The organism is Membranihabitans marinus (assembly GCF_019802045.1).
In the GTDB taxonomy this organism is placed as follows: Bacteria; Bacteroidota; Bacteroidia; order Chitinophagales; family Saprospiraceae; genus Membranihabitans; species Membranihabitans marinus_A.
Genome location: NZ_JAHVHU010000002.1, coordinates 325,545 through 341,249 on the forward strand (window position 1 = coordinate 325,545; position 15,705 = coordinate 341,249).

General features: G+C 47.3%; 6 protein-coding genes. All 6 read left to right on the top strand.

What is annotated here, in order from left to right:
• Nucleotides 1-25 precede the first annotated feature (25 nt).
• Nucleotides 26-6,844, top strand: coding sequence for a choice-of-anchor Q domain-containing protein (locus KUV50_RS01600; protein WP_222578331.1), 6,819 nt, complete (start codon nt 26-28; stop codon nt 6,842-6,844).
• Nucleotides 6,845-7,063: 219 nt separating this feature from the next.
• Entirely contained in the window at nt 7,064-13,039 is a 5,976-nt protein-coding gene (locus KUV50_RS01605) for an Ig-like domain-containing protein (protein WP_222578332.1), read from the top strand.
• A 126-nt stretch (nt 13,040-13,165) separates the two neighbouring features.
• Nucleotides 13,166-13,684 (top strand): phage tail protein, encoded by a 519-nt coding sequence (locus KUV50_RS01610; RefSeq protein ID WP_222578333.1) that lies wholly within the window; start codon nt 13,166-13,168, stop codon nt 13,682-13,684.
• 31 nt (nt 13,685-13,715) lie between these two features.
• A complete protein-coding gene (locus KUV50_RS01615) occupies nt 13,716-14,237 on the top strand; it encodes a phage tail protein (RefSeq protein ID WP_222578334.1) in 522 nt (173 codons plus the stop codon).
• Between the two features lie 42 nt (nt 14,238-14,279).
• Nucleotides 14,280-14,801, top strand: coding sequence for a phage tail protein (locus tag KUV50_RS01620; protein ID WP_222578335.1), 522 nt, complete (start codon nt 14,280-14,282; stop codon nt 14,799-14,801).
• A 64-nt stretch (nt 14,802-14,865) separates the two neighbouring features.
• Nucleotides 14,866-15,645, top strand: coding sequence for a hypothetical protein (locus KUV50_RS01625; protein WP_222578336.1), 780 nt, complete (start codon nt 14,866-14,868; stop codon nt 15,643-15,645).
• Nucleotides 15,646-15,705: the final 60 nt, after the last annotated feature.

Genomic DNA, 15,705 nt, shown 5'->3' on the forward strand with positions numbered 1-15,705 from the left:
GATGGTTCTAACAATATGGTCTCCTATGAAACTAGCCTTACCCTCCCAATACACCTATAAAGATTGTGTGGCAGTACTACTTATGGTGTTTTTACTACCCAATGTGAGCTTTTCACAATCATTTCCCTTTGAGCTTCCGGAATTGCCGGCCGGCAAGAAAATCACAATCTATTACAATGTGGTAGTCAATGATCCACTGGATCCCCGTACCACTTCGGTCATCGGAGAGCACGATACGGTATTTTATGCGCCGGGCCGTTTTTTACTGAGTGACGATCCGGATACAGGGGCAGAATTGGATATCACTCTGACACCGGCCGCACAATTTGCCTGTAATTCATATAGTGGTATCGTTTATGTCGATTCATCGGCGACTAGTGGGAATAATGACGGAACATCATGGACAGATGCATTTACTGATTTGCAAGATGCACTCCTGGCGCGGGTGATTTGTCCAGGTGATGTAGATAGTATATTTGTCGCGGAAGGGACCTATTATCCAACTCCGGACCCCATGAACCAGGATTCATCATTTAATATTCCAGATGGTGTGGTAGTATTAGGCGGTTTTCCGTCCGGCGGTGGAATCATAGATGAACGGAACTGGGACTGTAATGCAACCATACTTAGTGGAGATATAGATAAAGATAATGAGCTGACAGGCAATAGTCTTCATGTGGTTCAGACAGAAAATGTAAGTTCTGCCACCGTAGTTGATGGGTTTGTTATCACAGGTGGGAATGCTACCGGCGGATCATTGCCGGATCAGGCCGGTGGTGGCTGGTACAATGATGGATCCGGATCCGGCAATATTTCCAATCCAACGATAATAAATTGTGCTTTTATTGAGAATTCGACGTCTGATTTTGGTGGAGCAATGTTCAATAACGGACTTTCCGGAGAGAGTTCCCCAATCTTAATCAACTGTGTGTTTTCAGGTAATACCTCATTAGTGAGTGGGGGGGCTATTTTCAATCAAAGCGTGTTTGGTGTTAGTTCACCGGAGTTTACTAATTGCGTTTTTTCAGGAAATACAGCGGTAAATGGCGGAGCATTGTTCAATAACGGAGCCGCAGGTGTTAGTTCACCGGAGTTTACTAATTGTGTTTTTTCAGGAAATACGGCGGATGATGGTGAGGCGATCTACAATCTGGGATCTGGTGGTACGAGCGCGCCAAGCATAGTAAATAGTATATTTAATAGTAATTCAGCTTCTAACGACCCTGTTTTCTATAATGAGGATGCTTCACCTTCCATTCAGTATTCTTTATTTGACGTAGATTTCATCACGGTGAATCATAATAACAGTGTCATGGACAATGGAAATAATAAATTTTCCATGGATCCACTCTTTATGCATGCCCCCCCGGCATCAGCAGCACCTACCACGGCGGGAAACTTTCGTTTAATGTCAGGTTCTCCTGCCATTGATATGGGAGACAGTGGGGCGAATTCTCAATCCGAAGATCTGGATGGCATGTCCCGGGTGTATAGCGGTATCATTGATATGGGTGCCTATGAATGGCGGGAATATTGCAGGCAGGATACAGTATATTTAGATGAAAACGGCGAAGGGCTCATAACCCTGATGAACCTCGATCTGGTAGGTGAATTACCGGAACCCACGGGCTGCGAGCTGGATACCATCATCGATGCACCAGCTATGGTCGGGTGTGGAGATACAGCGGTGCTTTATACCCTGTATCTGATTCGAAATAGCAGTTCTTCCACACCGGATACCCTCATCCAATGCACCGATACCATTTGGGTTCGCGATACGTTGGCACCGGTTTTTGATATGATCAATATGGATCTGACAGTCAACGAAGATTGTATGGCTGTGATGCCCGATCTGAGCCCGTACGTCAGCGACAATTGTGCTTTGGATACGGTGATTCAAAGTCCGGAAGTCGGAGAACCGCTTGGGGTTCCGGGTTCTATGGTTATGGTGACGTTGTATGCCCGTGATTCCAGCGGCAATGAAGACAGCATTATGTTTGATTTTGAAGTAATCGAAGTGGCTCCTACCGTCACCTTGAACTGTAGAGGGATTATTTCCCCGGCTATCCATTCGGATGGGACAATTAGTGTATTGGTCGTTGAGATAGCTCCTAACGCTACGTGTCTGGATGTTCATGATGTTCAGGTATTGAATGAATGGAATAATGTAATATGGAGTGCGGAGAATTTAAGAAATAATGACTTTATTTTAGACGGGTTTAATCTGTGTTCTTACCTGGGTAAAACCCTGGATGTGGTGATCACCAATGGGTTGGGAACCTGTACGACCGTTCTCGACTTAAATAAAAACGGAAATTTGGTTATGACTTCGGCTTTGCAACCGGGGATTGATCCCGCCATAGCAGAAGGTAAGATCAATGTATACTGCGGGAAAGTGCCCGATCCTTCTAAATATCAACCTACCGCCATTAACCCTTGTACTGGCCAATCCTTTAAACCGCAAGTACAGCCGGACTGGGTGATGATCGAACCCTATACCTGCGATACCGAAAGCGATACGGCGGAAGTCATTTTTCGGACCTGGGAGGTTTTTGACAAAGATGGTAATTTAGCTACCCTGACGGACACCATTGTCGTATTCCGTTTGCCCAAATTGACTCCCGATGCTTTTATAGGAACTGCCGAAGATTCATTTTACTGCGAGCTGGTGGCTGTACCCAATGATGGCGGAGTGTTGAAGCGCTATGCGTCGTGGAAGCAGCCTGTGGGCTTACATGACTATGAGTTGCCTTACGCGAAGCTGCGTGGAGTGACGTATGAGTTGCCATTGACGGTGATCACTGCGGAGCTGGAGCATGCTTCGGATGAAGGATTACTAGATGAGTACCTGGGTTGTGTTATTTTGCGTCAATCAGATGGTAGCGAAGTAACAATCGGAGATCTGGTGAAGGGATTATATATGGATAATTTGCTAGCTGGAATGAGTCCTGCACAGCGGGGTTATGGATTCCTTCAGTCTATCATAGATGGGAATGAGACGCCGGAGACGGTGAGTACAGGAATGGGAAGCTTTACGTTTTATCCCTACTTGCTGTTGCAGTCGGGAGATCAGGTGCTGAGTGAAGACGGCGGGTTTGAGCAGGTGGATGCAGACTGGTTCTACAGCGGCCATGGGAACAGTCCGTACTGGTTCTCGGGCGGCTGGCCATCGATCTATGGCAATGGAGATTGTGTATCGTACTGTGATGTGGGAGTTGGTCCCCAAGATGCTTGGGGAGGATGTATATTGATCCAGGTACCGTCGCTATCATCAGAAGGCTTTAGTACCTCTGAATGTGATACAATCTGCCTCCCTTCCGCTGGTCATGAGGTAAATCTGACAGCAGGTGGTATTCATTGTGGGATCGCCATCGAACGCGATGTGACAGCAGGGTGGCAGGGAGATTGTCCCCAGACACGTGGTGTGGATACGAAGATCACGCAGACGTGTTGGGCGGAGACTCCGAACTTCTGCGCGGGAGACGGGACGGCGGATGAGTTGGATCTGGTGGCTTCGTACGACAGCACTTCGAAACGTATAGAGATAGCACTCAGCCAATGGCAGACCCTGATCGATACGCTGGGTCCGATCTTTGAGTTCTGTTATCCGGAAGGATGGGATCAGACGGGGGTACAGGCCTCGATCCGTAATGGAGAACAGTATGGCGAGGCCCTGTCGTGGGAGCGTTCGAACCCGACGAGATACCGTGTGGGTGAGTCTAATTGTGAAGCGGAAGTCTATGTTCCTGCTGTCGAATTGATAGACAATTGCAGCGGTATTCATTCCGTCAAAGCAATGATGGATGTACGAGGTGGTACCCGTGCTGTAGAGCTGGAACTCACGTCGACGCGGACGAAGGTGTTAGCGAACGGTGATACCTGCACGATCTATACGTATTCGCATGCGACGGATCCGATTCGTATTCCATTCACGGAATGTGAAGGGGTCTTGAACGAGGTTCGATACGAAGCGGCAGATAATTGCTGGAATCAGAGTCGATGGACGAAGTTTATCGAGATAACGGATGATGTACCACCGACGGTGGTTGTAAATCGCAATCTGAATGTGACGTTGACGAACAAGATTGCGTGGGCTCGTGCGACATCCTTTGATGAAGGCAGCTGGGACAATTGTGCGATCGGACTTCGATTGGGCCGACGAACGGATTGGAGTTCGGATGCGGCGATGGTGAATTTGTGTGATGGCAATCGCCCCCATGCACCTTACGACAACTGGATTGACCTGTTGGATGATCTGGGCGTGGACCGGACTCAAGCCACTACGGCGGTGACCGGCGGTCAGGTGAGTATGGCTGCATTCAATGCAAAATACAATGTCAACGATCTGTCGACGATATTGAATGACGGAGCGGTTGAGCGTTATTACTATAAACAAATCGAATGGCTGTGGGAAGATGAGGAGTTCTGCGGAGAGAAAGTAGTTCACGGGTGGTTGTACTCGATCGCAGCATACATAGCAGAAAACTGTTCTGCAGAAGATGAGCACGGCAACGCCCTTCGGGTGAGCGATCTGGAAGCGATCTTTGATCGTCTGACAGGCACACCGGGTTATGGTCAGGAAATGGTCTACCTGGGAGGAGGCTGGACGAAAGAAGTTCCATTCAAGTGTGGTGATGCGTGCGAGGAAGTACCTGTGGAATTACTGGTAATGGATCAATGCTGCAACTTTGGAATCGGAAGGACGGGCGTGCAGGTGGATGATGAGAGCGCAGTGAAGCTGGTGAAGCGATTGCCTGATCTGACGGTGTCGTGTGAAGCGTACAATGGTTTTTACAAAGACATTGTAGCGCAAGCGGCTGCACTGGGAGAGCAGGGTAGTTCGGTAGATGAGGGTGGTGCATTCGCCGCATTGGACAGTGTGTTTGGCCGTTATATACCGACGTGGGTAGACGATCAGAATCGCCCGACGGATATAGACGGAAACTTGTTACCGAATAGTGCGCTTTACTTTGACTATCACAGCATCAGTTGTGGAGAGAAATCGGAGACGGAGAAGGTCGCTGTCGAAGGTCACGACGGTCAGATCGACTGGGTGAACCAGGTGACGCAGACGACGTATCTGGATACGACAGACCTGACGGGAATGAATGGTGTGGTGCAGATTAACTGTGCTGCGGACTTGATCCAGGATGTGTGGGTTGATCTGGACGAATGTGGTCAGGGGACGCTCACGCGTCGGTTCTTTATCACAGGCGGATGTGGAACCGGGACTCCGGAATTGGTGTTGGAGCAGGTGATTCGAATCGAATCGGCGTGCGGACTCAGAGCGAGTATGTTTGACCTGCCAGAAGATATGGGTACGAAGGATGATCCGATCTGTCTGCCGGAGTCTCTGACGAAAGAATACCTACCGGATACGATCGGAGCAGCAGCCGTTAAATCGCATTTAGATGATGCGTTGTGTGCCTCGATTGCAATTGGTAAGACAGTTAAGGCCTACGATGTAGAGACAAGCCATGGCTTGTCTCTACAAAAATACCTGATCACCTGGTCGATGGTCGACTGGTGTGCGGATCATACCTCCAGCACCCGTGAGCTGACCCATGTTCAGACGGTGATTGCGACGATTGATCCATCGTGTGAAGTAGATGGTGGATCGGGTTCTGGCGATGTTAGTTTGATAACGGGTCACATTATGACGGAGCTGAACAGTCCGGTGAAAGGGATTGATGTGAAAGCGGTATTGGGCTCAGGAAGTCCATTGGAAGTATCGACCTCAGAAGATGGCAGCTTTAGCCTAACGGTTGATCAGGGATCTTCCGTGAGTATTGTCCCGTATAAGAACACGGACTTTTCTGCAGGAGTTAGTACCGCGGACTTGATAGATATGCAACGTCATATCTTGCAGAAGAAGCGTCTGGATAGTAAATACCAGCGTATTGCAGCGGACGTGAACGGGAATGGATTGATCGACGGGTTGGATTTACTGGAGCTGCGCAAAGTGGTTCTGAATCCGAGCCGGGTGTTTGCGAACAATACGAGCTGGCGGTTCTATGATACGGCGACGGGTCAGGAAGTGTTTGATCTGGAGGATGTATCGGAAGACCATCATGTGGAGTTCACGGGCGTGAAGATCGGTGATGTGAATCTGAGCTTGTCCCGACAGAATGTTGGGAGCGATCCGGCGAGCCCCGATAGTTATCGGGGTCGAAGCAAGAAGGGTCAATTGCATCTGAATGTGGCGGACAAAGTGTTGAAAGGCGGTGAAGTGTACCGGATTGAAGTTCGATCGGATAACTTTGAAGCGATCCGGGGCATGCAGTACACGCTGGACTATGCGGATGCGTATGTGTCGGTGGAATCGATGGAGTCGGGTGTGCTGAATATCACGGGGGACAACTACCTGAAGTATGCGCCGGGCGTGGTCACCGCCAGCTGGAATGCTGCAGAAGGTGTGAGTGCTGCGGCCGATGAAGTGTTGTTCACAATTGTGGTTAAAGCGAAGAGTGCTGCTCATTTGCGAGATGTATTGAGTGTATCGAACCGGGTGACGGCTACAGAGGCCTATACCAGTGCTGGTGAATACAAGGATATAGGACTCCACTTCAATGGAACAGACGCAGGGTTTGCGTTGTACCAGAATACACCGAATCCATACACCGGGGAGACGGTGATTGGATTTAAGTTGCCCGAGGCCACATCGGCTGTCATGACGATCTATGATGTGAATGGTCGTTTGATTAAGCGCATGGCGGGCGATTATGAGGCCGGTTACCATGAAGTCCGGGTGACGTCCATGGAGCTGGGTGTAACGGGAGTGTTGTACTATCAGTTGGATACGGATAAATATACCGCGACGAAGAAGATGGTCTTAATCAAGTGATCGTTGACGATGGACTATTGAAAATGAAATGGCTTGTAGGGATGCGATGGAGTTTGAAACTTGCTCCGGCAGGATCCCTCCGGGAGTGGTAAGGCTTGTATACAGGCCTTGTATCTTGTATCTTGTACCTTGAAAGAGGTAGGGTGCATTAAAAAGGGGTGTCAGACAATGAAGACTGACCTAAAGAAAAAGAATATAAAGATAGATATAATAAAAAATATGAAGAAACAGATTACATATATTCAGACTGTGGCATTACGAAGTATGTTATTATTTTACTTCTTGATGCTTTCAGTGGTTGCTGTTCGATCTCAAAATGTGATTTTTACCAAGGAATTTCTTGGATCGGGCGTAGTCGGAGGTACGGTTGAATTGAAATTTACCATCACAAACAATGAGTCTAGCCCCATCACCGGACTCACATTTACAGATGATCTTAATGCGGTACTAACCGGCTTAGAAACTAGTGGGTTACCTTTGGGAAATATATGTAGATCTGGTTCAAATATATCAGGAACATCTTTTTTAACATTTACGGGTGGGGGTGTACCTGGAGGAAGCAGTTGTGATTTTACGATTACCTTACAGATTCCCTCTGGCGCAGTGCCGGGAACCTATACGAATACGACCAGTCAGCTTACAGGAAGCTTAGGTGGAAATCCATTTTCCATAAACGGGGCATCGGGGGATCTCGTTATTGAAGGGGGCCCCACTTTTACCAAAAGCTTTTCACCTTCTTCTATACCGTTAGGAGGCTCAAGTACACTTCATTTTATGATTGATAATTCCGCAAATACGTCAGCGGCGACTGGTCTGGATTTTACTGATAATTTGCCAGCCGGTATCATGATTTCAAATCCTGCTCTTGCTTCAACAACCTGCACGGGTGGAGTTCTGACTGCGCTGGCAGGCACTGGAAATATTTCGTATACTGGAGGCACTGTTGCAGCGGGTGCTACTTGTGTCGTTTCGGTTGGGATTACTAGCACAGCGTATGGGACACATCAGAACACCACCGGGAATTTAACAAGCAGCTTGGGAAGCAGTGGGACAGCAACCCATACGATAACCGTTGCTCCTTCTCAGCCTGAATTTGACATGGAGTTTGTTCCTGGTCAAATAAAGAAAGACAGTATTAGCACTCTAACCTATACGATTAGCAATCCGAATGGAACGATTGACTTTAATTCCTTGGGATTTGTCGATGATCTGCCTGCAGGATTGAGGATAGCTGCTGTTCCTAATGTCATTACATCATGTGCTGGAGCCATGGTGACAGCCCCAGCGGGTGGAACTTCAATTGTATTTTCCAACGGTGCTTTAAATGCTATGGACATATGCACGGTTCAAGTTGATGTTACTAGTAGAGTTTCAGGATTTTTTCAGAATGAGGCAGAATTAAATGCCGGGAGAGATCCAATTCGAACGGTGGCCGGTTTGGGGGTAGATCCTGAACTAGACATTACCCTCTCAGATTCCATTAGTTACGATCCCAGTATGGATCAGGTCGCGAATCCAAACGACTCAATCCGATATACATTGAAAATTAAAAACATTGGAGACACCAGTGTATATAATCTGAGCATTGGTCGGGGATCGGATCCTAATATTACTTTAGATCCGTCGACTATCCAGGCGACGCCGGTGGCGATTAACGATACGTTTGAGTTGATGGGGGCTCCCATGACTGTGCCGGCGGGGAATGGTTTGTTAGCCAATGATTTCGATATCAATGATCCCTTACCAAGTCCGCCGTTTAATACTAACCTGTTGGTTCTATCTGTAGAGGGTGGGGCACCAGGCAGTCCACAGGTCACGGCAAGTGGGGGTGCAGTTACTGTGAACACAGATGGTTCGTTTACCTACGATTCTACGGGTGTCGCTACAGCTATTGCAGATTCATTTTTTTATAAAATAATAGATTCGGAAGGATTTCAAGACAGTGCCCGGGTGCTTATTTCCTGGACCAGACCACCTGCAGCACAGAATGATGACCTCGCTTCCCAGATCAACTTAGTTCATAATTTCGGACCCGGAGCATTGTATTATGATAATGGGTATGGAACTGATGACCTGGGAATACCCGAAGGTGAGATTATTAGTTTTGGAGGCGGCGATGCCGGAGGAACAGTGACCATGAATGCAGCGGGCAACACGATCACTTTTGCGGGCGGAATGCTTACAGTTGAGGCCGACGGGAATTTGATATTGACCAATGCCACTGTGCCCGGTGTGTTTACCTTTATGTACCGGATTCAAAACTCACTCGGGTTTTCGGATGCCACGGTAACATTGACTATCCATGAACCACCTTCGGCACAACCCGATTCATATACCTTTCTATATTCATCGGATCAAAATATAAACACGGGTTCAGGCCTATTTGTTGACAACGGTTCCGGAGCGGACGATTTGGGGTTCCAGGCCGCCACATTGACCACTTTTGGTGGTGGAATTTTAGGCGGAACTTCTTACGATCATCCGGCCGGAACATCCGTAGCATTGGCGGGCGGAACCCTGACGGTCAACGTCGATGGAAGCTGGTCTTTGACCGGGCAACCGTTTACCCCGGGCACTTATACCTTTGACTATCGGATCGAAAACGCAGTCGGTGCTTCCAATGCTACGGTAACCTTCATCATTCAGGATCCTCCCATGGCTCAGGATGATGATTTGATGGCCCTTGTGAATACCGTGAATAATTATCCCGCTGATACGCTTTATATGGATAATGGGTTCGGAGTAGATCATTTGGGTTCACCGGCAGCCTCAATAGTACGATTTGGAGGCGGTAGTCTGGGTGGTTCTGTGACTGACAATGTCGCCGGAAGTGCTGTAGCTTTTGCGGGCGGTATGCTTACGGTTAATGCCGATGGTAGTTTGAGCGTTAGTAACCCTTCCATGCACGGTATATTTACTTTTGAGTACCGGATTCAAAATTCATCCGGGTTTTCGGATGCTACCGTGACGGTCACCATCAATGAACCACCGGTAGCTCAGCGTGATACCTATGAATTCCTATTTGATGTGGACCAAAATGAAATTACCGGTACAGGATTGTTTGTAGATCATGGTTCCGGAGCAGATAATTTAGGATATCCGACAGCCACTTTGACCACTTTTGGTGGCGGAAGTCTTGGCGGAGCAGTTACTGATCATGCTGCCGGTGTATCCGTAGCCTTAGCGGACGGAACACTGACAGTCCATGCGGACGGCGGTTGGTCTTTGACCGGCCAACCTTTTACAAAGGACACTTTTTCTTTTGATTATCGCTTAGAAAGTAGCTCAGGTGCTTCGGATGCCACTGTTATCCTGATCATAAAAGATGATCCGCCTGTGGCTCAGCCGGACACCTATACTGCAACTGGAAATATTTCCATTAACACGACCACAATGGCTGGTCAGAGTGTATTAGTGAATGATGCTGGAAATGGATTATTCGTCTCAGCGGTCCAGGGAGCTATGGCGAATGTGAACATTGCTACAGCGACCACCCAGGGAGGTTCCGTAGTGGTTCAGGTCAATGGCGAGTTTAGTTATACCCCACCAACGGGGTTTACCGGATCCGATACATTTACATACACGGCAGGCAACAGTTCTGGTCAATCTTCTCCAGTATTGGTAACCATCACAGTTTCGGATTTGATTTACTTCATGGATGATGCTGCCTCACCAGGTGGGGACGGGTCCTTGACCAAACCTTATAAGACGATAGCGGAATATAATGGAGCACCACCTCCACCCAATTCCCATTTATTTATTGCAGACAATGGCAATTCATATTCTGGAGATCTAACATTGGTTGCGGGACAGACCGTCATCGGGGAAGGAAGTATGGGTGCTTTGTTTGGAGTGGGATCCCTGACCGGAATCACATTGGCAGCACTTAGTAATTCGGTGCCATACAGCACCACAGGGAACGTTAGTGACTGGGCTCAATTCGTTAATCCTTCGGGCAATGCGGTCACCTTAAATTCCGACAATAGAATAACGGGCTTATCAATAGGAAATCGAACAATCTATGCCTTTACCGACAACGGAGCATCGGTGGGAACGCTCTTTCTCAAAGAAACCGAAATTACTGGCACGGGTGGTGGCTTAAAGATAGAAAACGGTGGTACACTGGATGTTGATCTGACTGATCTGACGACGTCCGGTGGAGCCTACGGCCTGTGGCTGAAAAGCACCTCTGGAACTGTGGCGGTGTCGGGAGGTATGATAACCAACCCCACTACTTCAGCCATCACCATAGACGGTGGAAGCGTGAATACCACCTTTACCCTAAGCAGTATTTCCCAGTCGTCTAATACGAATACCGTATCCGTGTTGGGTGGTCATACCGGGATCTTGACTTATTCCGGGACTGTAAATGCCACAAATGGAAATGGTCTCCAATTTGATAATGCAGATGGACAGTACAATTTCAATAACACGGTCATACTCAATGGCGGGGATGCCGGTATCGATATTGTCAACGACTCAGGTGGTTCGTTTACCTTTTCCAATACCACCATCACCAATCCGACCGGTACAGCCTTTAATGTGAATGGCAGTAGTGCAAATGTCTCCTATCTGGGTGGAGCGATGACTCAGAATTCTACCGCTTCAGGGGTAGTGATCAATACAAATACTTCAATAGTCCGAATTGGTGCACAACTGGATCTAAATACAGCTACTAATCCGGCCATTAGGTCCTCTGGAGGAGGGGCCGTAGAGATCACGAATGCCAACAACACCATATCCACGACCACAGTTGCGGCCGTGACCATTGACGGCACCACAATTGCAGCATCCGGAGTTACGCTTAAAAGTGTATCATCCGATGGAGCCCCAAGAGCCATCTATCTCAACAATGCCGGGCCTGCTTCCGGTGGATTCTTTACCGTGACAGGCACCGGATCCACGGACGGTAGCGGTGGAACCATACAAAATATCACGAATCGAGGTGTAGAGATCGTCAATACGAATCAGGTGACGTTGAAAAATATGGATTTCAGCAATGTAGGAACGATAAATGGAGCTGGTCCTTGCCATAGTCTGGACAATGTCGGTTGCCATGCCGGCATCTATGGCTCTCAGTCGAACGATATTGTGCTGGACAACTTGTCCCTCAACGGTGGCGCTCAGATCGGGATCAATGGAAAGAATATCAATAATTTTACACTAACCAATAGCGTGGTACAGGGATTTGGTGATCAAGTCAATGAACACGGGGTCTATATGCGGGAACTGACCGGGAATGCTACGATCAACAATAGTACCATCAAAGCCTCATCTGAGCGGAATGTACTGATCGAAACGTCCAGCGGTTCGCTGAATTTTGTGAGTAATGGTGCTACTTACTCAGAATCCAGTCTGACTTTGGGTGCGGACGGTCTGGAATTTGGTCTCAAGGGTACAACAACAGCCACCATAGATATTGACAATTGCAACTTCCTGAAAAACCGGACCAATGGTCTTCAGGTTCAGGCGGAAGGCAGTGCTAATGTCACACAGTGTGATGTTACAAACAGTACCTTCGATCCCATGGGTGGCCCTGGTATCGGTGTAAATCTCGCTTCAGCAAACAACGGGCAAATTCGATTTAATGTGATCGGCAATCCTAAAATATATGGCAATAAAAATTCGGCTGTCAATATTACTTCGTTTGACAATGGACAGTTGGAAGGACGCGTTAAGGACAATCCAGATATACAGGTTGGTGGAGCAGGAACATCGGGCCATGGAATCGGAATCACTATAAACGACCAGTCCCGGGGTATCATTGAGATTGAAAATAATACCATAGGTGGTATCGGAAATGATATTGGAATAAATGCAGTAGCCCGCTCGCGAGCTACCGGGATGGGAGCCTGTGGATTGGCTTGCACAGACGGTAGATTGGAGGCGACGATTACCAACAATGTGGTGTCAGTTGCAGATCCGGTCTTAAGTCTTGGTATTCGTACGCAAGCCCAGGAAGAGAATACGGTTTGTGCCGATGTGAAAAATAACCTTGTGAATTCCACAGGCACGGCTTTTAGAACACGAACCAACGACGCCAATGCTACCTTGCTACTTGAGGGGTTCAATACCAGTCCTACTGTGACGTGGGTTGCAAATGGTAATAATAGTGTCGGAACAGTTAGTGAGAGCCACATTGTGGGGACAGTGACTGGAGCCAGCTGTATTTTACCTTCTAATCCCATGCCGTAACTAAATTTTGGCATGGGGAATGATTGATAATATCAATTTTAAAATATTTCGCATTGATTCTATGTACAGATAGATAATTATTTTTACATTTAATAAAGTAGTAATTGCTCTTTTAAACTATAAAGTATGGCCGAACCTTTTCTTGCTGAAATCAGAATAGTTGGATTTAATTTTCCACCTCGAGGATGGGCCTTTTGTGATGGTCAAATCCTGCCGATTAATCAAAATCAATCTCTTTACTCCCTTTTAGGAGCTAATTATGGAGGTGATGGCCGGACCAGTTTTGCCCTGCCGGATCTAAGGGGTAGGGTCCCTATTCACACAGGAAGGAGCAATGGAGGAGGTGATCGCCAGTTGGGGCAAAAATCCGGTGAAGAAACACATACCTTAACCGAGAATGAAATGCCTCAGCATACCCATCAATTGCGAGCTGTGAATGCAGAAAATAATACACCCCTGCCCAATGGCGATCATTTGTCTCAATCCACCCCCGCGGAATTTTATAATGCTCCTGCGAATCTGGTCAATCTGGCCTCCAATACGGTAACTTTCGCAGGAGGGGGACAGGCACATGAAAATATGCAACCCTATTTGGTCGTCAACTTTTGCATAGCACTGCAAGGCTTGTTCCCATCACGAAATTGAAAAATTACATTACTTAGATAAAAACGAAACTATGGCAGAACCATATGTAGGAGAGATCCGGATGTTTGCAGGGAATTTTGCACCTCGTGGCTGGGCATTTTGTGATGGTCAACTCTTGGCTGTATCCCAAAATGATGCTTTATTTTCCTTGCTGGGGACCATTTATGGTGGCGATGGCAGAACCACGTTTGGTCTGCCCGATTTGCGGGGCCGGTTGCCTATTCATGCAGGAACAGGACCAGGATTATCCCCCAGAAGACTGGGAGCTAAAGGGGGCGCTGAGAAGGTCACGCTTACGGTAAATCAACTGCCTTCGCACAACCATGAATTCAAAGGGACTAACGATCTGTCTTCTTCCCCCAATCCGGAGGCACATGTTGTTTCCCGATCGACGGATGTAGATGCCTACATCAAGAATGAAGCTGTCGATCAAAATCTAAATTCGGATACTTTAACGAAAATTGGAGCAAGCCAGTCACATACGAATCTGATGCCGTATCTGTGTGTTCATTTTATTATTGCTTTGTTCGGCATATATCCTTCCCGGCATTAATGTTGGCGGGTATGCAATTTATTATTAAAAATTGAATTTATAATGGCAGAACCATTTACAGCTGAAATCCGGATATTTGCCGGAAATTTTGCCCCCAGAGGCTGGGCCTTTTGCAACGGGCAATTGCTTCCGATAGCCCAGAACACAGCCTTGTTTTCATTAATTGGCACCACTTATGGTGGGGATGGTCGTTCGACGACAGCACTACCCAATCTTCAGGGACGAGCTCCTATGCATCCGGGCAGAGGTCCTGGATTGACGAGCCGTAGATTGGGTCAAAATGGAGGGGTTGAATTGGTCACTTTAACGGAAGCGCAAATGCCAAATCACAACCACAATGTCATGACTTCTTCTACCCGGGCTGAAAATCCTTCGCCTGTAGATTCAAATTTGGCGCGATCTGAAAAAGGGCAGATCTATAACAATGCTTCTTCCAATTTGGTCAATATGGCTGAGCAGTCTATTTCATCGAAGGGTGGAGCACAGGCACATAATAATATGCAACCCTATTTGACGCTGAATTACATCATCGCTTTGGTCGGGCTGTATCCATCAAGAGGTTAAATTGAAATCGTCTTAACGTGAAGGCGTCTAAAATATTAATTTATTTCTTTAAATCACATGTCATATGTTGCAGGGGAATCAACACAAATTATGGATCATCAACGTTCAAAATCAGGTATGTTATATCGATGATGAGCAGCAAGTGAATGCTGTATCTGAAGAAGGATTCGCCTCCGATATCGCTATTTCTGAAGGTGGAGTGATCTGGGCTTTATCTTCCACACCGGATCCGGACGGAGGCGGAGCAGAAATTGCTTGGTTGGATCGGCATCAAACGTGGCATACTATATCCCATGGTTCCGGTGCTTTTGAGATTACAGGAGGTCGGAAAGATCAATGTGTATATAGGACGTCATCTGGGGCACTCCATACCATAGATACCCAAGGCATGGGTGGAAATATTTGTGATACCTATTCTGTACGGTCGATGGATTGCGGTGGGGGCATGGTCTGGGCATTGTTATCTGATCGGACCGGTGGAATTCCCCAATTGCATTACGCCGAATTTTCGGAATCACTCCAGTGGAATAAGTTTGCAGGAATACAAAATCCCACATCGATCTCCGTAAATGATCGGGGAGAATGCATGGGGATTCAAGGATATATGCCATTCGAGTACCAGCTACCTGGTGGTGTTCAAAGACTGGATGCCAGAATCTGCCCCCCCGCATTGCAAGTTTCTTTTAAAAGTAATCTATATCTCCTAAGTGCTCATCCAACCAGACATGGAAATGCCATATATGAATGGAACGAATCCGGGGATGGATTTTGGATGGATACCGGATTGAAGGGGAAACGGATCTTAAGTACCTATTATTCAAATACTTCAGCAAGCTTGACGTAGTCTGAACTATTCATCACCACGTAGAGTATATGACATTTCGAAATGATACTCACATTCAAA

Coding starts and splice junctions, on each gene's coding strand:
- KUV50_RS01615 (WP_222578334.1), top strand. CDS start 13,716: ATGGCAGAACCATATGTAGGAGAGATCCGGATGTTTGCAGGGAATTTT.
- KUV50_RS01625 (WP_222578336.1), top strand. CDS start 14,866: ATGTTGCAGGGGAATCAACACAAATTATGGATCATCAACGTTCAAAAT.
- KUV50_RS01610 (WP_222578333.1), top strand. CDS start 13,166: ATGGCCGAACCTTTTCTTGCTGAAATCAGAATAGTTGGATTTAATTTT.
- KUV50_RS01605 (WP_222578332.1), top strand. CDS start 7,064: ATGAAGAAACAGATTACATATATTCAGACTGTGGCATTACGAAGTATG.
- KUV50_RS01620 (WP_222578335.1), top strand. CDS start 14,280: ATGGCAGAACCATTTACAGCTGAAATCCGGATATTTGCCGGAAATTTT.
- KUV50_RS01600 (WP_222578331.1), top strand. CDS start 26: ATGAAACTAGCCTTACCCTCCCAATACACCTATAAAGATTGTGTGGCA.